Annotated in this window: 16 protein-coding genes; 6 read left to right on the top strand and 10 right to left on the bottom strand. The window is 59.6% G+C overall.

Going from position 1 to position 16994, the window contains the following annotated elements; translation table 11 throughout:
- Window positions 1–12 precede the first annotated feature (12 nt).
- The 3 genes from hisS to hisG are packed head-to-tail and all read left to right on the top strand — an operon-like array spanning window position 13 to window position 3277.
- Window positions 13–1503 carry a histidine--tRNA ligase gene (hisS, locus tag ACZ1HJ_RS17005; protein WP_472719824.1) on the top strand — a complete coding sequence of 497 codons (1491 nt, stop codon included), beginning with the start codon at window positions 13–15 and terminating at the stop codon, window positions 1501–1503.
- Window positions 1500–2585 carry an ATP phosphoribosyltransferase regulatory subunit gene (locus tag ACZ1HJ_RS17000; RefSeq protein ID WP_472719823.1) on the top strand — a complete coding sequence of 362 codons (1086 nt, stop codon included), beginning with the start codon at window positions 1500–1502 and terminating at the stop codon, window positions 2583–2585. The genes hisS and ACZ1HJ_RS17000 overlap by 4 nt, the downstream gene beginning before the upstream one ends.
- Entirely contained in the window at window positions 2582–3277 is a 696-nt protein-coding gene (hisG, locus tag ACZ1HJ_RS16995) for an ATP phosphoribosyltransferase (protein WP_472719822.1), read from the top strand. The genes ACZ1HJ_RS17000 and hisG overlap by 4 nt, the downstream gene beginning before the upstream one ends.
- Here hisG and ACZ1HJ_RS16990 read toward each other — a convergent pair.
- Entirely contained in the window at window positions 3274–3723 is a 450-nt protein-coding gene (locus ACZ1HJ_RS16990) for a hypothetical protein (protein ID WP_472719821.1), read from the bottom strand. The genes hisG and ACZ1HJ_RS16990 overlap by 4 nt on opposite strands.
- 166 nt (window positions 3724–3889) lie before the next feature.
- Between ACZ1HJ_RS16990 and ACZ1HJ_RS16985 the strand changes: the two genes are divergently transcribed.
- The gene (locus ACZ1HJ_RS16985; RefSeq protein WP_472719820.1) at window positions 3890–5062 is read left to right on the top strand and encodes a mandelate racemase/muconate lactonizing enzyme family protein; all 1173 of its coding nucleotides are present in this window, start codon (window positions 3890–3892) and stop codon (window positions 5060–5062) included.
- Between the two features lie 6 nt (window positions 5063–5068).
- Here ACZ1HJ_RS16985 and ACZ1HJ_RS16980 read toward each other — a convergent pair whose 3' ends face one another.
- Window positions 5069–5593: an outer membrane protein gene (locus ACZ1HJ_RS16980; protein WP_472719819.1), complete on the bottom strand. Its 525-nt coding sequence runs from the start codon at window positions 5591–5593 to the stop codon at window positions 5069–5071.
- A 231-nt stretch (window positions 5594–5824) separates the two neighbouring features.
- Window positions 5825–6409: an outer membrane protein gene (locus ACZ1HJ_RS16975; RefSeq protein ID WP_472719818.1), complete on the bottom strand. Its 585-nt coding sequence runs from the start codon at window positions 6407–6409 to the stop codon at window positions 5825–5827.
- Between the two features lie 248 nt (window positions 6410–6657).
- Here ACZ1HJ_RS16975 and ACZ1HJ_RS16970 point away from each other — a divergent pair, with 248 nt between their 5' ends.
- Window positions 6658–6861 (top strand): hypothetical protein, encoded by a 204-nt coding sequence (locus tag ACZ1HJ_RS16970; protein ID WP_472719817.1) that lies wholly within the window; start codon window positions 6658–6660, stop codon window positions 6859–6861.
- Here ACZ1HJ_RS16970 and ACZ1HJ_RS16965 read toward each other — a convergent pair.
- A complete protein-coding gene (locus tag ACZ1HJ_RS16965) occupies window positions 6826–7248 on the bottom strand; it encodes a DUF1489 family protein (RefSeq protein ID WP_472719816.1) in 423 nt (140 codons plus the stop codon). The genes ACZ1HJ_RS16970 and ACZ1HJ_RS16965 overlap by 36 nt on opposite strands.
- 164 nt (window positions 7249–7412) lie before the next feature.
- Here ACZ1HJ_RS16965 and ACZ1HJ_RS16960 point away from each other — a divergent pair, with 164 nt between their 5' ends.
- Complete coding sequence (locus ACZ1HJ_RS16960) at window positions 7413–9914, top strand: adenosylcobalamin-dependent ribonucleoside-diphosphate reductase (protein ID WP_472719815.1); 2502 nt, start codon at window positions 7413–7415, stop codon at window positions 9912–9914.
- 40 nt (window positions 9915–9954) lie between these two features.
- Here ACZ1HJ_RS16960 and ACZ1HJ_RS16955 read toward each other — a convergent pair whose 3' ends face one another.
- From ACZ1HJ_RS16955 to ACZ1HJ_RS16930, 6 genes are all read right to left on the bottom strand, one after another.
- Complete coding sequence (locus tag ACZ1HJ_RS16955; RefSeq protein WP_472719814.1) at window positions 9955–11010, bottom strand: sn-glycerol-3-phosphate import ATP-binding protein UgpC; 1056 nt, start codon at window positions 11008–11010, stop codon at window positions 9955–9957.
- A gap of 11 nt (window positions 11011–11021) precedes the next feature.
- Window positions 11022–11873: a sn-glycerol-3-phosphate ABC transporter permease UgpE gene (gene ugpE / locus ACZ1HJ_RS16950; protein WP_472719813.1), complete on the bottom strand. Its 852-nt coding sequence runs from the start codon at window positions 11871–11873 to the stop codon at window positions 11022–11024.
- Window positions 11873–12754: a sn-glycerol-3-phosphate ABC transporter permease UgpA gene (gene ugpA / locus ACZ1HJ_RS16945; RefSeq protein WP_472719812.1), complete on the bottom strand. Its 882-nt coding sequence runs from the start codon at window positions 12752–12754 to the stop codon at window positions 11873–11875. Before ugpA ends, ugpE begins: the two co-directional genes overlap by 1 nt.
- Window positions 12755–12836: 82 nt before the next feature.
- Window positions 12837–14138 (bottom strand): sn-glycerol-3-phosphate ABC transporter substrate-binding protein UgpB, encoded by a 1302-nt coding sequence (gene ugpB, locus ACZ1HJ_RS16940; protein WP_472719811.1) that lies wholly within the window; start codon window positions 14136–14138, stop codon window positions 12837–12839.
- A 499-nt stretch (window positions 14139–14637) separates the two neighbouring features.
- Entirely contained in the window at window positions 14638–14931 is a 294-nt protein-coding gene (locus ACZ1HJ_RS16935; protein WP_472719810.1) for a hypothetical protein, read from the bottom strand.
- Between the two features lie 154 nt (window positions 14932–15085).
- Window positions 15086–16858: a serine protease gene (locus ACZ1HJ_RS16930; protein WP_472719809.1), complete on the bottom strand. Its 1773-nt coding sequence runs from the start codon at window positions 16856–16858 to the stop codon at window positions 15086–15088.
- Window positions 16859–16994: the final 136 nt, after the last annotated feature.

The raw sequence follows: 16994 nt of genomic DNA, 5'->3' as shown, positions 1-16994 counted from the left end.
AGGACAAAGCCGATGGCCAAGGACAAGAAACAGCCCCGCCCCAAGGCCGAAACGCCGAAGGGATTTCGCGACTACTTTGGTGCCGAAGTAAGCGAGCGCAACCATATGTTGCAGGCGATTGCGGCTGTCTACCATAGGTACGGCTTTGACGCGTTGGAGAGTTCTGGCGTGGAGACGGTTGAGGCACTTGGAAAGTTTTTGCCTGATGTTGACCGGCCGAATGAAGGTGTTTTTGCTTGGCAAGAAGACGCCGATGGCGACAAGCCCGGTGACTGGCTGGCGCTGCGCTATGATCTGACCGCCCCGCTGGCCCGGGTCTATGCGCAACATCGCAATGACTTGCCGACACCCTATCGTCGCTACGCAATGGGTCCGGTCTGGCGAAACGAGAAGCCCGGTCCCGGGCGATTCCGGCAGTTTTACCAATGTGATGCGGACACGGTTGGCAGTGCCAGCATGGCCGCGGATGCCGAGATTTGTGCGATGCTCAGTGACACGCTGGAAGCGGTGGGCATTCCGCGCGGCGATTACCTTGTGCGGGTGAACAACCGCAAGGTTTTGAATGGCGTGCTGGAATCCATGGGCCTTGATGACGCCGGGGCGCGTGACGCGGTTTTGCGGACCATCGACAAGTTCGACAAGGTCGGCGCGTCCGGTGTGGCGGAGCTTCTGGGCAAGGGTCGGCTGGATGCATCTGGCGCGTACATTGACGGTGTCGGTCTCAGCGATGATCAGGCAGGGCCGGTTCTTGCGTTTTTGACCTCCAAGGGGGCGGATGCCGCGGAAACGCTGGCCAATCTGCGCGCCGCTGTTGGCGGATCAACGGTGGGTGCCGAAGGGGTGAATGAGCTTGAGACGATATCCGCCTTGCTGGCGGCACAGGGCTATGGCCCTGACCGCATCGAGATTGACCCGTCGGTTGTGCGCGGACTGGGCTATTACACCGGCCCGGTTTTCGAGGCCGAGCTGACCTTTGAAATCCTCGACGAGAAGGGCCGCAAGCGGCAGTTTGGCTCGGTTGCGGGCGGTGGGCGGTACGATGATCTGGTCAAGCGGTTCACCGGGCAGGCCGTGCCGGCCACAGGGATCAGCATTGGCGTGGATCGCCTGCTGGCAGCACTGCGCGAAAAGGGTCGGATGAGCAGTACGTCAGCGGGCCCGGTGGTGGTGACGGTGATGGATCGCGACCGGATGGCCGATTATCAGGCCATGGTTGGCGAATTGCGCGCGGCGGGCATCCGGGCCGAGGTCTATCTGGGCAATCCCAAGAATTTCGGCAATCAGTTGAAATATGCGGACCGGCGTAACTCTCCCATCGCGGTGATCGAGGGGGGCGACGAAAAGGAAAAGGGCATTGTCCAGATCAAGGACCTGATCTTGGGGGCCAAGATCGCGGAAAACGCGACGCTGGAAGAATGGAAGGAGCGCCCGAGCCAGTTTGAAGTGCCGCGCGCGGATCTGGTGGCCAAGGTGCGCGAGATTTTGGACGGGCAGGACGGATGACAGACCGGGCCACGATCCGGGCCGAAGCGGCACGCCTCAAAGCTGCCTTTGAGGCGGCGGGGGCGGTTGCGGTGGAAACAGGTATTCTGCAACCGGCCGAAGTGCTGCTGGATCTTTACGGCGAGGACATTCGCGCGCGCGCCTACGTCACTTCCGACGCGTTGCGGGGCGAGCAGATGTTGCGCCCGGATTTCACCGTACCGATGGTGCAGATGCATATGGAACACGGCGCGGAACCTGCGCGATATACCTACGCGGGCGAAGTGTTCCGCCGTCAGGATGATGATCCGGACCGCGCCAGCGAATACATGCAGGTGGGTTACGAGATTTTTGAGCGCGCCGCGCCGGCGGCCTCAGATGCGGAAGTGTTTGCATTGATTGCCGAGCTGCTCCGCCCCTTGGGATTGCGCGCCGCCACGGGCGACATTGGCATCCTGATGGCGGCGGTGGACGCGTTGCAAACGACCGATGCGCGCAAAAAGGCGCTGCGCCGTCATATCTGGCGGCCCAAACGGTTTCGCGCGTTGATGGATCGGTTCTCCGGGCGGGCGCCTGTTCCGGAAAGCCGGGCCGTATTGCTGGCGGATCTGGACCCTTTCGCCAATATCGCCCCGATGATTGGCAAGCGGAGCCGGGCCGAGATTGGCGCGCGGATCACAGCACTGCATGAAGATGCCATTGCGCCGCCGATTTCTGACAATGAAGTGGCGTTGATCAACGCGATTTTGGGCGTGCGTGAGACGTGCCAGCATGCGCTGGCTCAGTTGCGCGACATAGCGGTCGACATGCCAACGATCAGCGGCGCGGTCGACAGGTTGGCCGCACGGCTCGAAGCGCTTGATGCGCGCGGTACGGATGTGGAGGCGTTGGAATTCGAGGCCTCCTATGGCCGGACCCAGATGGAATATTACGACGGTTTCGTGTTTGGATTTTACGCCCCGAACCGTCCGGATTTGCCCCCTGTGGCCAGCGGCGGGCGCTATGACGCGCTGACGCGACAATTGGGGCAGGGGCGTGAGATCCCTGCGGTGGGCGGCGTCATCCGCCCCGGTCTGGTGGTCGAACTTGGGGGCGCGGCATGAGTATCAAGCTGGGTGTGCCCTCCAAGGGCCGGTTGATGGACAAGACCTTCGAATGGTTTGGCGCGCGTGGCATCACGTTGGGGCGCGCCGGGTCGGAGCGCGAATATGCCGGGGTTGTCACGGGCATAGACGATGTTGAACTGGTTCTGCTCGCGGCGGGGGAAATCCCGCGGGAGTTGGCGGCGGGACGTATTCACCTGGGCGTGACGGGCACCGATCTGGTGCGCGAGAAGCTGGGCCCGTGGAACAATGAGGTGCGCGAGCTGGCGCCATTGGGCTTTGGTCTGGCGGACCTGATCCTGGCGGTGCCGGCGGCGTGGGTTGATGTCAGCACGCTGGACGATCTTGATGCGGCCGCTGCGGCCTTTCGCGAAGTGCACGGGTTTCGCCTGCGGATTGCCACCAAATACCACCGCATGGTGCGGGATTTTCTGCGCGAAAACGGCGTGGCCGATTACCAGTTGGTCGACAGTCAGGGGGCCACGGAAGGCACGGTCAAAAACGAAACCGCCGAGGCCATTGCCGATATCACCTCCACCGGGGACACGTTACGGGCCAATCACCTGAAGGTCTTGGACGATGGGCTGGTGCTGAAATCGCAGGCAACGCTGTATCATTCGACCGCGGCGCCGCTGGAGAACACGGATCAGGCAACCATGAGCGCGCTGCGCGAGATGCTGCGTCTGGATTAGCTTTCGAACGGTGCCTGGCCCGTTGGATCATCCGTCTGTGCGCCTGTCTGATCCCGTGTCCGCGTCTCTGCCTGCTCAACACTCTTCTGGATCAGGCGGCGGGCGGAATTGCCAATCGACGTCCCGGCAGCCTTGAAGCGAACCGCCGCCATGTAGGGCTGCGCCGCCACAGCCACGCCCGCAGTATTGGGAGCCGACAGGATGCCGGTGGCGACAAGTTCGGCCTGCATCGCCTGCGCAGCAGCCGGATGCAGTGCCAGTTTCTTCGCCAAAAGCTCAGCCGAGCATAGTCCGGTAGATCGCGCGATATGGGCGCCAAGGCCATACATGTAAGGGGTATAGGCCGGTGCGACTTGGGTCGCAGCCTGGGCAACGGAGGGCAGGGCAGGCAATGCCGGGGCAAGGCCCAAAGCAGCGAGGGAGCGGGTGAATTGTCGTCTGTTCATAGGGCGCATATGGGGATGGTCTGGCTAAAATGCGAATGTTTTTCGAGGTCTTGAGGGGGATCGTCCCGCTCGGGCGCCCTCCCGCCCGCCCTGTGCACCCTCGCGGGACGATTGGGGGCGGCGCGTGTGGTTTGCGCTTGTCGGCGTTATTTGCAAGTTTGATTTCATGAAAATCAAATCCATCCGGGCCACGCCCGTGAATATTCCCTTCGTCGCACCGTATCGGTTCAGCTACGGGGCCATCGCCGCGCTGACCAAGACGATTATTGAGGTTGAAACCACGGACGGTGCCATTGGTCTGGGGGAATGTGCAGACGGGGATCGCAGCGCGGATGTTTTGGCCATGGGGGAGCGGCTGATTGGCTCTGACATCAGGCTGATCGCAGAGGCGGAGCGATTGGTTCTGCCGGGCATGGTCTATTCGCCGTGGGACAACCTTTTGGGCAAGCGTCGGGCCTTTGCGGGCCTGGAAATGGCAATGTGGGACGCGCGCGGAAAGACGGAAGAGGTGCCGCTATGGCATCTGTTAGGGGGCAAATGCCGCGATTTCATCCCGCTGACCGAGTATTTTGCCTTTCGCCTGCCGGGACCGGCGCATCCGGGAGAGGCCACGCCTACTCAGATTGCGCAGTTTTGTGCCCGGATGATCGAAGACCATGACGCGCAGATTTTTGAAGGCAAGCTGGCGACCGTCGATCTGGAGACAGAAGTCCAAATGGTGCGTGAGGTGCGGGCAGCCATCGGCGCGCGTGAATTGCGATTGGATGCCAATTGCGGATGGACGGTGCCGACTGCCAAACAAGCTTTGAAGAAACTCGCGGAATTTGACATCAGCTGGATCGAAGAACCTGTTGAAAACTATGAAGAAATGGCGCAGTTGCGACAGTTTACCGATATGAATTTATCCAGCCACCAGATTGACCTGCGGCGGGCGGTTGAGCTGGGTGCGCCTGATGCCATCGTGACCAACCTGAATGAGTTGGGCGGGATCAGCAATGCGGTGAGTTTCATCAAGGCATGTGCGCTCTTTGATGTGGGGTTTCGCATGCATAGCGGTGAAAGCGGTGTGGCCAGTGCCGCCTATCTCCATGTGTCAGCCGTGGCACCGCATTTGCGCAGTGCAAGCCAGACCTTGCTGCGATGGTACGCGGATGATGTGATTGAGGGCGGCCCGATGCAGCCCAAATCCGGTGGGTTGCCTGTGCCAGACGGGCCGGGGCTTGGGGTCACGCTCGACCCTGAGGCCATGGCGCGCTGTCATCAGCGGTATTGCGATGAGGGTGCTTTTCCAGCTGAAAAAGCCTCGGCCAGTTACGGCAGCCGTTTTTCGAAATCATAGGACAGATCAGAAGCGGAATGTGCCGCGCACCTGAACGGTTGTCGCGTCGAGATCGGTGGGCGTGGCGTTGAAATTGTCAAATTCGTGATAGATCAATTCGCCGCCCAGGCTGAAATTCGGGGCCAGAAGCCGTTCGTAGCCGGCCCCGATGAAAAAGCCATCATCATCGCCAAGCGTATCCGTGTCGGCATTGGCATAGCCCGCCGTACCGTAGGCGAGGCCTTGGCCAATTTTGTAGCCGCCGCGAAACTTGATGCGCCAGACCTCTTCCAGATCCGCACCCGCGCCCAGGCTGATGTCAGCCGCGTCGTAATCCGCGCCCAGTCCGACAACCCAAGTGCCCAGATCCCAATCGTAGCCGCCCACAATGCCTCCGATGACACTATCGCCGGAAAGACCGGGTGCGTTGCTGTCGACATCGGCAAACCCCAATTGCGCACCCACATAGGGCCCGGTCCAGTCAGCCGACTGAGCCAGAAGGGGACTGGCCGGAAGGGCCAAGGCCAAAAACAGGGATATGATCTTTTTCATACCGGTCTTTCTGGTGTCCATGTGCATTTGGGCCATCATAAGGACCCTTGGGAGGCAGGCGACGCGAGGGGTTCTCGCAAGAAACCCTTTCACGAGGGTAGTATAGCATACAACCTATAATTGGATCGCGATACTTCAAGAGGGCGTGATTTGAGGTAATTTCAGACGGTTACGCACAAAAAACGCCCCCGGAAAGGTTCCGGAGGCGCCGCGACGGGAGGAGATCGTCGCTTAGAAGCGGAATGTACCGCGCAGTTGGACGGTTGTGGCTTCGACGTCGGTTGTGGTCGAGTTGAAGTTATCGAACTCGTGGTAGAGAACCTCACCACCGAGGCTGAAATTGCCACCGATCAGGTGCTCGTAACCCGCACCGATGAAGTAGCCATCATCGTCGCCGAGGTTGTTGGTATCCGCATTGGCATAACCAACAGTGGCATAGGCCAGACCGTTGCCGATCTTGTAGCCACCGCGGGTTTTCAAGCGCCAGACCTGTTCCAGATCGTTTCCGCCACCCAGGCTGATATCGGCGAAATCAAAGTCAGCGCCAACACCGACAACCCAGTTGCCCAGATCCCAGTCGTACCCGCCGACGATACCGCCGATGAACCCGTCACCGCTTACGCCCGGGACATTGGTATCAACATCGGCGTAACCGAGTTGACCACCGATATAGGCACCGGTCCAGTCGGGAGAGGAGGAGACCGGCGCGGCCGGGGCCAACACGGGCTCGACCGGGGCGGGTTCGGGGGAACCGGCAAAGGCCGGAGCGGAAACCAGAGCCAGCGCGGCGGTGGTCAGAGTGATTTTCTTGAACATTTTCAGCGTTCCTTGTTTTGTGCCCATTTGGGTTTTCGTGCCCTTTCGGGTCGGTTTTCAGCGGCGAGGGAGGGATTTGCCTGTGGTGCGCCGCGTCAGACATGACGAGATTTGGAGTGCGGGCAGGATCAAAACAAGGGGTTGGGACGACACAAAGCAGTCACAAAAAATTGTAGGCCAAATTGGGCTGGAAATGGCCGACGTGTTGGCAGAAATTTGCAGATATCAGAGGCGTTTAAGCAACGTTGATGGGATTTTTCAGGGATGCGATGGACGCGCATCGGGCGGATGCACATCTGATGTGGATTTTTGCAGAAGTCGGAGGGTATCGTCCCATTCGAGCGCCCACCCACCCGCCCTGTCCGCCCTCATGGGACGATTTGGGTGTGGCGCGCGCGGATGCGGGCATTCTGCCGTCAGAGAACTCCGATATCGGCCAGCGCGGCGGATAGGTCATCCGGCAGGGCGTCTTCGCTTTGGCGAGTGCCGGGCAGGTCTGCTGGCGCGTCTGCGGGATCAAGATAGCGCCAGCCCTGAAACGGACGGCGTTTGGCGGTGGTGGTCCGGATCAGCTCAGGCTCGAGCACGATGGCGCAGCGCCGGATGCCATCGCTTCCGATCACTTCATCGAGGCGCAGGATACGTTGACGGCATCGGATAAAACCCTGGATCACCCAAAAGATACTGCCACCTTGCAGAATCTCAGCCTCGCGGCGGGGCCACATGCGGGTGACGTGGCGGGGCAGGCCATCGGGACCCTGCGCGCGCTTGGTTTTGTGCCAGGCGGTCAGGCTATCGACGCTTTCAGTGCCAACGCTGAGTTTGAGCAGGTGTATCATGGTCGCAGAATCCCCCTTTCCACCATAGATAGGGTAGCTGAATTGCCGATGGCTTCAAGCTATTGTGGTTTGATAATTTTGCCCCATCTGAGAATTAGCCGATTTTTCTGCTGTAAAAACTACTGAATTCGGGTATGGTATTTGCTCTCTAGAGGATCCCTGACATGACCCGTTTCGCTGCCCCGATCGCTGAACAGATTTGGAACATGAAGTATCGCTACACGCCCGCGGGCGGGGGCGATGGCGATCAGTCTGTGGAAGACAGCTGGCGCCGGATCGCGCGGGCTTTGGCCGTGGTGGAAAAGAACCCGGCGGAATGGGAAGACACGTTTTACGCGGCCCTTGAGGATTTCAAATTCCTGCCTGCGGGCCGCATCACGTCTGGCGCGGGCACGGGCCGGGCGGTGACGCTATTCAACTGTTTTGTCATGGGCACGATCCCTGACGATATGAGCGGGATTTTCGACGCGTTGCGCGAGGCGGCGCTGACCATGCAGCAAGGTGGTGGGATCGGGTATGATTTCAGCACGATCCGGCCCAAGGGGGCTGAGGTCAAGGGCGTGGGCGCGGATGCCAGCGGGCCACTGAGCTTCATGGATGTCTGGGACGCGATGTGCCGCACCATCATGAGCGCGGGGAGCCGCCGGGGCGCGATGATGGCCACGATGCGCTGCGATCACCCGGATATCGAGGATTTCATCAGCGCCAAGGCGGATGCCGCGCGGCTCAGGATGTTCAACCTGAGTGTGCTGGTCACGGATGATTTCATGGAGGCCGTGAAGGCGGACGGGCCGTGGGAGCTCAGCTTTGGTGGCAAGGTCTATCACACCATACAGGCGCGTGATCTGTGGAACCGGATCATGCAGGCGACCTATGATTTTGCCGAGCCGGGGGTGATTTTCATCGACCGGATCAATCAGGCCAATAACCTGCAATATGCCGAGACGATTGCGGCAACCAACCCGTGTGGCGAACAGCCTTTGCCGCCCTATGGCGCATGCCTTCTGGGCTCGATCAACATGGCGCGGCTGGTGCGTGACCCGTTTGAAAAGGCGGCGCAGCTGGATGAAGGGCAACTGAATGATCTTGTGCGCACGGCGGTGCGGATGATGGATAACGTGGTTGATGCCTCGCGATTCCCGCTGGAGGCGCAGCGACAGGAAGCGCAGGCCAAACGGCGGATCGGCCTGGGCGTGACCGGGCTGGCCGATGCCCTGCTGATGGTCGGGCTGCGCTATGGCTCGGACGAGGCGGCGCGTCAGACGGAGCGCTGGCTGCACCAGATCGCCCGCGCCGCATATCTGGCGTCGGTGGATTTGGCGAAGGAGAAGGGCGCGTTTCCGCTTTTTGAGGCTGAGGCCTATCTGGCCAGTGGCACGATGCAGGCGATGGACGAGGACGTGCGCGCGGCGGTGGCCGAACATGGCATTCGCAACGCGCTTTTGACCTCGATCGCGCCCACCGGCACAATCAGTCTCTATGCGGGCAATGTGAGCAGCGGGATCGAACCGGTCTTTGCCTATTCCTACACCCGAAAGGTGCTGCAGAAGGATGGCTCGCGCACCGAAGAAGAGGTGGTGGATTATGCCGTTGCCCTCTGGCGCGAGAAATTCGGCGACGCACCCTTGCCCGAGTATTTCGTGAACGCGCAGACGCTGGCGCCCTCGGATCACGTCAAGATGCAGGCGGCGGCTCAGAAATGGGTCGACAGTAGCATTTCCAAAACAATCAACTGCCCCGAAGATATCAGCTTTGAGGCGTTCAAGGATGTCTACCTGCAGGCCTGGGATACGGGCTGCAAAGGTTGCACGACGTATCGCCCGAATGATGTGACCGGTAGCGTGCTGAGCGTTGCTGAATCATCGAACACCAAAGTCACTTTAGGTGAGGCGCTTAACACCGCCTTGAAAGAAAACGATATTTCGGTCGCAGAATTGTCAAGAAAGGCAAATGTTTCGCGTGATGTCTTAAACAAACTGATCAAACGAGAAGGTTCCTCAACGAGTGCGGAAAATGCCGTAAGTATAGCGGCTGTGTTTGGAAAAACAGTAGAGCAGTTCCTAACGAGGACACAGAACACTGGCCCTGAACTAGTTTCAAGCAACGACTCCGAACCGATGACCCCCCATGGCGATGTGGTCTATATGGCCGAACCGCTCGACCGGCCCAACGCGTTGGAGGGCAACACCTATAAGGTCAAATGGCCCGACAGCAATCATGCGATCTATATCACGATCAATGATGTGGTGCTGAACGGCCACCGGCGCCCGTTTGAGGTGTTCATCAACTCCAAGAACATGGAGCATTTTGCCTGGACCGTGGCGCTGACCCGGATGATTTCGGCGGTGTTCCGGCGGGGCGGCGATGTGTCTTTCGTAGTCGAAGAGCTAAAGGCCGTGTTTGACCCGCGCGGCGGGGCGTGGATGAACGGCAAATATGTGCCATCCATTCTGGCAGCCATCGGTGGTGTTCTGGAACAGCATATGATCCAGACCGGATTTCTGGCGGGCGAAGGTATGGGCCTCAAGGAAGACCCGCAGGCGGAGGTGGTCAATCTGGGCGAGGGGCCGCGCGGCCCCGCCTGTTCGTCCTGCGGTGAGTTCGGCATGCGTATGGTCGAGGGCTGCATGACTTGCCCAAGCTGTGGCCATTCGAAATGCGCGTGAGGTCCAGACCCGGGGTCTGAGCCAAAATCTGCCCGCGGACTTACGTCTCGAGGCGTTTGCCGTTTTCCATGTCAAACAGGTGCAGCACCTCGGGCGGGGCGGCAAAGCCCATGACGCTGCCCGGTTCGGCGGTGACGTGGCCCGGCAGGCTGACCACAATATCGCTGCTGGTGTCTTCCAGCTTGCCATGCAGCAGCGTGTTTGCTCCCAGATGTTCGAAAAGTTCAACCGATACGCGGATCGGCCCTTTGTCATCGGGGACAAGATGCTCGGGCCGGATGCCGAGCGTGACGGAGCCGCGAGATTTGCCCAGATAGGGGATCAGTGCGCCATTGCCCAGGGCCAGCGTATTGATCTGTGCCAGGGCGGGCAGGGTATTCATCGCCGGGCTGCCGATGAAGCCGGCGACAAACAGCGTGGCGGGCTTGTCATAAAGCTCGATCGGGGAGCCGAACTGTTCGACATAGCCGCCATTGAGGACCATCAGGCGGTCGCCCAGTGTCATCGCCTCAACCTGATCATGGGTCACGTAAATTGCCGTCACGCCAAGGCGCTGCTGGAGCTTGCGGATTTCAAGGCGCATCTGCACGCGCAGCTTGGCGTCGAGGTTGGAGAGAGGTTCGTCAAACAAGAACACCTGCGGATCGCGCACAATGGCCCGGCCCATCGCCACACGCTGCCGTTGACCGCCCGAAAGCTGACGCGGCTTGCGGTCGAGATAGGGTCCGATTTCGAGGATATCTGCGGCCTCTTCCACGCGCCGGTTAATCTCAGACTTGCTGATTTTGCGGATTTTCAGACCGTAGGCCATATTATCGCGCACCGACATATGCGGATAGAGCGCGTAGTTCTGGAACACCATCGCGATGTCGCGGTCGGCGGGTTCCAGATCATTTACAACCCTGTCACCAATGCTGATCTGGCCCGATGTCACCGTCTCAAGGCCCGCGATCATGCGCAGAAGCGTAGATTTACCACAGCCCGACGGGCCGACGATGACGACAAATTCACCATCCGCAATTGCGCCGTCGATCTGGTGCAGCACCTCGGTGGGACCGTAGGCTTTGACAAGGTTTTGCAGGGTAATGGATGCCATGGTGCGGGTGCCTATTTATCTGTCTCGGTCAGCCCTTGAACAAAGAGCTTTTGCATTGCGATCACCACAAAAACCGGGGGGATCATCGCCAGAAGGGCGGTCATCATGATGATGTTCCATTGCGGGCTTTGTTCGGCGGCTTCGAGCATTTGCTTGATGCTCATGACGATGGTGGTCATGTCGGTGTCAGTCGTGATCAGCAGGGGCCAGAGATACTGGTTCCAGCCGTAGATGAAGAGGATCACGAAAAGCGCCGCGATATTGGTGCGGCTGAGCGGGATCACGATATCCCAGAAAAACCGCATCGGCCCCGCACCATCGATCCGGGCGCTTTCCAGCATTTCATCGGGGATGGTCAGGAAGACCTGCCGAAACATGAAGGTGGCTGTGGCCGAGGCGATGAGCGGGATCGAGAGGCCCCAATAGCTGTTGAGCATGCCCAGATTGGCGACCACTTCGAAGGTGGGCAGGATGCGCACCTCGACCGGCAGCATGAGGGTGATGAAGATCAGCCAGAAGAACCCCATGCGGAAGGGGAATTTGAAATAGACGATGGCGAAGGCTGAGATCAGCGAAATTGCGATCTTGCCAAAAGAGATCATCAGCGCCATGGCCATTGAATTGAGCAGCATGCGCCAGACGGGGGCGACCTCGGTGCCCGACAGGCCGCTGCCAAAGAGAGTACGCTTGAGGTTTTCCCAGAAAAAGCCGCCGGGCAGCATTGGGATCGGCGCTTGGGTCATGCGCACGGCGTCATGGGTAGAGGCCACAAAGGTGATCCAGATCGGCAGCGCCACGATGGCAATGCCCAGGATCAGGATCAGATGCGAGATGAGCGTGAGGAAGGGGCGATTTTCGACCATCAGTATTCCACCTTCCGTTCGACGAAGCGGAACTGCACCACGGTCATGGCGATCACCAGGATCATCAGGATCACCGATTGCGCTGCAGAGCCGCCCAGATCAAGGCCGACGAACCCGTCGTTGAAGACCTTGTAGACGAGAATGGTGGTGGCGTTGGCGGGGCCGCCTTGGGTGATCGCGTGAATAATGCCGAACGTGTCAAAGAAAGCATAGACCGCGTTGATGACCAGCAGGAAGAACGTTGTGGGCGAAATCAGCGGAAAGATCAGATCCCAGAAGCGCCGCACCGGGCCTGCGCCATCAATCGCCGCGGCCTCAATCACCGAGCGGGGGATGGATTGCATCGCGGCGAGGTAGAAGAGGAAGTTGTAGGCGATCTGTTTCCACGCGGCGGCAAAGATCACCAGCGCCATGGCCTGATTGCCGTTGAGGTAGTGGTTCCAATCGATCCCGAGCATATCCAAGAGGAACGGAAAAATGCCAAGCGTGGGGTTGAACATAAAGACCCAAAGCGCACCGGCCAGCACGGGTGCCACCGCATAGGGCCAGATGAGCAAAGTACGGTAGGCCGTGGCGCCGCGCACAACCCGGTCCGCAAATCCCGCCAGAATGAGCGCCACGGACATCGACAACAGCGCCACAGCCCCGGAGAAGATCAGCGTGCGCCAGAACGTATCGAGATATTGCTTGTCCTCAAACAGCAGCTCGAAGTTTTCGAACCACACGAATTCGGTCGACAGGCCAAACGCGTCTTCGATCAGAAAGGACTGATAGATCGCCTGGCTGGCGGGCCAGATGAAAAAGACCAGCGTGATCAGGATTTGCGGCGCCACCAGCAGGTATGGCAGCAGCGATGGCGGGAAGTGGACGCGTTTGAGCAAGGAGCGCCTCGTTTCAGTTCAAAGGTCTTGGGATGGGTCGCCCGGCGATCCGTGAAGACCGCCGGGTGCCCGCTCTGCGGGATTAGTTCGCAGAGCGCTCAAACTTGCGCAGCAGGGCGTTGCCGCGCTCAACGGCAGCGTTCAACGCGTCCGAGGCGTTCTTGTCACCGGCCCAGAGTGCTTCCATCTCTTCGTTGATCACATCGCGGACCTGCACGAAGTTACCGAACCGCAGCCCGCGCGAATTGGGCGTCGGCTCATTCAGGCTCAGCTGTTTGATGGCCGTGTCGGTGCCGGGATTGCTGTCGTAGAAGCCTTGCGTTTTGCTCAGCTCATAGGCGGCTGTGGTGATCGGCACGTAACCGGTTTCCTGATGCCACCAGGCCTGCACTTCGGGCGAGGAAAGATAGGTCATGAACTTGGCGAGACCTTTATATTCCTCGCTGTCATGACCGGCCAGAACCCAAAGTGTGGCCCCGCCGATGATGGAGTTTTGCGGCGCATCGGCCACCGACGCGTCCAAAGGCAGCATGGTTTGGCCAAAGTTGAATTCAGCCTGCGTCTTGATCGAACCATAATAGGCAGATGAGTTCATCCACATCGCGCATTCACCATTGGTGAAGAGCGGCAGGCTGTCACCGCGACGGCCCCCATATTTGAACTTGTTGCCCTCGGACATGGCGGCGATGTCATCGAGACGTGCGGCCACCTGTTCATTGTTAAAGGTGAATTCCGTGTCAAACCCGGCAAAGCCGTTTTCCTTGGTGCCCAGTTCCAGATTGTGCCATGCCGAATAGTTTTCGATCATGACCCAGGATTGCCAACCAAAGGACAGCCCGCAATCCATACCGTTCGCCACCAGCGCTTCTGAGGCGGCCTTGACGTCATCCCATGTCTCGGGCGGGGCTACACCTGCAGCCTCCAGCGCGTCGGCATTGTACCACAGCACCGGTGTCGAGCTGTTGAATGGCATCGACAGCAATTCGCCTTCAGGCGTCTGGTAATATGAAATCACGGCGGGCAGGAAATCCGACTTGTCGAACGCTTCGCCCGCATCTGCCATCATCTTTTCAACCGGATAGATCGCCCCTTCGGCGGCCATCATCGTGGCGGTGCCGACCTCAAACACCTGTACCAGATGCGGATGCTCCTTGGCGCGGAAAGCGGCCACGGCAGCGGTCATGGTTTCGGTGTAGTTGCCCTTGTAGCTTGGCACGATTTTGTAGTCGGATTGGCTGGCGTTGAAATCGGCCGCAATCTTGTCGACACGCTCGCCATTGGTGCCACCCATGGCATGCCACCACTGAATTTCGGTTTCCGCATAGCTGGCGCTGGCGCTCATGGACAGAACGACGGCACTCAAACAAATTGATTTCGAAAACATTTCTTTCTCCCAGGAATTGTTATTGGCACGATGGTTGCGTAGTGCCGCCAATAGTTCAAGCAAAAGGTGAGTAACGAAATTCCCGGTCCGCGTGTGCAACGGCGGTTGAGGCGTTCCAATTGGCTGTAAATCCCGGCAGATATTCGGTTTTTGGTGGGAAGAGGGGGATGTTCGATCACGCTGCTTCCTGCCGACCGCAAATAGTGATTCTAGTCGGTTAGTGCGGGTCTCGCTTGGGCGCATGGACGTGTTTTGTGGCATTTGCCGGGTCATACGTGCAGTCGGCACAAGGCGCGGAGCGCCCGAACAAAGGCACAGCAGCTGGTTTGGAAGTCACATAAGGGGCGCGCTCACGCGATGATCCTTGCAATGCTGGACGGGCATGCGAAAGACCACCGCGTGGCGCTGCACTTCGGTCGCCCGGCCGGGATGATCATGCGCGTGTTCGGTCACAGGACAGGAAAGACCGGAACGGTGCATGCGGCAGGGCAACCCAAGATTAGTAAGCGTCGCTAAACCCGCGCTGTACGATATGTGTGGGGCAGCCGGGGCGCGCCGTGTTGATGATCAGGTACCAAACGGTTTCACCCGGACGCCCGGCACGGGAATATTCGCAGCCTTTTGGATGGGTCCACCATTGCGCGTTGTAGCGTTCTGGCGGCATGACGCCGCTGTCGCGGACAATCTGGATACTTGCGTCGGAGACCGTGCCGGATGGGGCCGCGAGTGCCGGTGCGGCACCTGTCAGGCACAGCGCGGCGCATAGGGCTGCGGAAAGAAATCTGGGGTTCATGCGGGCCTCCGGGTGTCAGATCGGGTGTCTGACCTCAGAGTGCCGGTGACCCGTGGCGGATTGGGTCTGAAATTGCGGCGGAAGCGCGACTATTGCTTCAGATTTTTAAGCGAATTTTCAGCGTCTTGATCGGAATAGCTCAGGTAGGGTGGGTCTATTCCCAACAGCTGACCAGAACGGTCATGTCCGCGGCGTTGCGGGTCAAGATCTCGGGCGCAATCGTGTCGCTGCCCACGGCCAATGTTCCCGTGATACCGGCCTCGTTGAGCACCTGCTGTATCGCTTCGGCATCTGCGGCAAAGCTGACCCCATCGGGCAGTTTGCGTTCGCCAGCGGGTGGCGGCAGCAACATGCCCAACACGGCGCCACCGGCATCAATCACCGGGCCGCCTGCATCGCCGTCAAGTGCGGCCAGCGCCAGACGTTGGATGCGGTCATCCCCGTTTAGTCCCCGCAGGTCGGCCAGATTGCCGAAGGTCAGCGTGGGTGCGCCCAGAATGCCGCCATAGGAATATCCCGCCACTGCGACCACCGATTGCAGCCGGGGCACCGCATTTTGGAACCGCGCCACGGAAATCGGGGCCAGCCCGGATTGGGGCCGCAACACAGCGATGCCAAGCGTGTCATTCCGGGCGGCCACCTCGGCCTCATACTCCTGATCTATGGTAATCCTGCTGCAATTCCCGACGACATCGGCCGCCGTGACAACGGTGCCATCGGCATCAACGAAAAAGCCCGAGCGCGTGAGGATCGGTTTGCGCACCTCCAGACCGGCCACAAGATCGATACGCTGGTTTTCGGTCGAGCCGTGCGAGGAGTCCAAAACGCCGTCAATCCGCGTGAAACTGCTCTGCATTTCAGCCAGAAGGCGGGTGCGGCGTTCTTCGTCACCGGCAGGCCAGATCAGCGAAAAGCCCTTGATCTGACCGTCCTGCAACCAGGCTTGGGTGTGCGAAATTGTCAAAGCGCCTTCGCCGATCAGCGTAAAACTATTGGGCTCCAGGCTGCGCGGGCCGGTTTCGGGCACGATTTCAAGCGTTTGCATGATGTCGTAAAGGCCGGTGAGCGTATTTGCACCCCCTTCCTGACTGATCAGCAAGACGGTCGCATCTACGTCGGATTTAGAGGTGTAGTGGGCGAAGGGTGGTTCATATTTTGAAAACTCGACAACACCGGTGGGCAGCTTCATTTCAATGCCCATCTTGTCGTCACGGACAAGTTGCAGGTCCAGCCCCTCAAGTACCGCATTGTATTGCCGGAAAAGTTCGGCCCGTTGCCGCGTTGTCAGCACGCCGGTGGGCTCAAAATTATTGGCCTCCTGCCAGCGGGCCATCGACGCGCGGGTGCCGCGCCCAAAGGCAGCATCGATGCCGCCTTGGTAAAATCCGGCCCATTTGAGGGCAACCTGCAGCTCCGCACGCTCTTCACGCGTGAGCGCCCGTTCACCGGCGCGCGCCTCGCGAACGGTTTCATCCGCAGGCTCAATCACCGGCTCTTCGATGGGCTCTTGCACCGTATTGGTCTGGTTTTGTGTGGTCTCGGTTTCGACCTGCGGGGTCACCTCTGGCAGGGGCGTTGCCGGTAAGTTCAGGACATTTGCACCAATCGGCCAGATTTGCTGGCGATAATCGGACGGGCTGGCAATATAGCTGTCGCGCGGGATCGCGCGTTCGGCACGGTAGACCTGCAACACGCGCGCGGCATCTTCGGGCGTGTAGGGGCCCAAAGCGATCGCATACCAGCCGCGCCCGATCGTAAATCCGTTGACGTCCGGCAGTGCGGCCGCATAGCGGCGCAGACTGGCTTGGGCGCGCGCCAGGCTGGGCTGCGCTTCGATCTGAACAAAGGCCAGGTTTTGCTGCTGCCCGAAGGCAGCCGGTACCGCCAGAACAACGGCGAAAACCATGGCGAAAAAAATGCGCGTCATTTACTACTCATTCCCCTGCGAAAATCGTCCTGCTTTTGTCGCTGGGCATCTTTTATCAAATCTGCCAGCGGGTGCACCCAAAATATGCGTGTGCACGCAATTGACGCTGCTGTCACGGGGCCGTAGGAAAGGGCGG

The sequence above is a fragment of the Roseovarius sp. JB2-10 genome (assembly GCF_055693585.1).
This window is presented reverse-complemented; position numbering and strand designations above follow the sequence as displayed.

What these genes read in the sequence shown, in the direction of transcription:
- ACZ1HJ_RS16955 (WP_472719814.1), bottom strand. Translation starts at nt 11,010, where the DNA reads ATGGCATCCATTACCCTGCAAAACCTTGTCAAAGCCTACGGTCCCACC.
- ugpE (WP_472719813.1), bottom strand. Translation starts at nt 11,873, where the DNA reads ATGGTCGAAAATCGCCCCTTCCTCACGCTCATCTCGCATCTGATCCTG.
- ugpB (WP_472719811.1), bottom strand. Translation starts at nt 14,138, where the DNA reads ATGTTTTCGAAATCAATTTGTTTGAGTGCCGTCGTTCTGTCCATGAGC.
- ACZ1HJ_RS17000 (WP_472719823.1), top strand. Translation starts at nt 1,500, where the DNA reads ATGACAGACCGGGCCACGATCCGGGCCGAAGCGGCACGCCTCAAAGCT.
- ACZ1HJ_RS16970 (WP_472719817.1), top strand. Translation starts at nt 6,658, where the DNA reads ATGGGATTTTTCAGGGATGCGATGGACGCGCATCGGGCGGATGCACAT.
- ACZ1HJ_RS16975 (WP_472719818.1), bottom strand. Translation starts at nt 6,409, where the DNA reads ATGTTCAAGAAAATCACTCTGACCACCGCCGCGCTGGCTCTGGTTTCC.
- ACZ1HJ_RS16990 (WP_472719821.1), bottom strand. Translation starts at nt 3,723, where the DNA reads ATGAACAGACGACAATTCACCCGCTCCCTCGCTGCTTTGGGCCTTGCC.
- ACZ1HJ_RS16935 (WP_472719810.1), bottom strand. Translation starts at nt 14,931, where the DNA reads ATGAACCCCAGATTTCTTTCCGCAGCCCTATGCGCCGCGCTGTGCCTG.
- ACZ1HJ_RS16960 (WP_472719815.1), top strand. Translation starts at nt 7,413, where the DNA reads ATGACCCGTTTCGCTGCCCCGATCGCTGAACAGATTTGGAACATGAAG.
- hisS (WP_472719824.1), top strand. Translation starts at nt 13, where the DNA reads ATGGCCAAGGACAAGAAACAGCCCCGCCCCAAGGCCGAAACGCCGAAG.
- ACZ1HJ_RS16985 (WP_472719820.1), top strand. Translation starts at nt 3,890, where the DNA reads ATGAAAATCAAATCCATCCGGGCCACGCCCGTGAATATTCCCTTCGTC.
- hisG (WP_472719822.1), top strand. Translation starts at nt 2,582, where the DNA reads ATGAGTATCAAGCTGGGTGTGCCCTCCAAGGGCCGGTTGATGGACAAG.
- ACZ1HJ_RS16980 (WP_472719819.1), bottom strand. Translation starts at nt 5,593, where the DNA reads ATGAAAAAGATCATATCCCTGTTTTTGGCCTTGGCCCTTCCGGCCAGT.
- ACZ1HJ_RS16930 (WP_472719809.1), bottom strand. Translation starts at nt 16,858, where the DNA reads ATGACGCGCATTTTTTTCGCCATGGTTTTCGCCGTTGTTCTGGCGGTA.
- ACZ1HJ_RS16965 (WP_472719816.1), bottom strand. Translation starts at nt 7,248, where the DNA reads ATGATACACCTGCTCAAACTCAGCGTTGGCACTGAAAGCGTCGATAGC.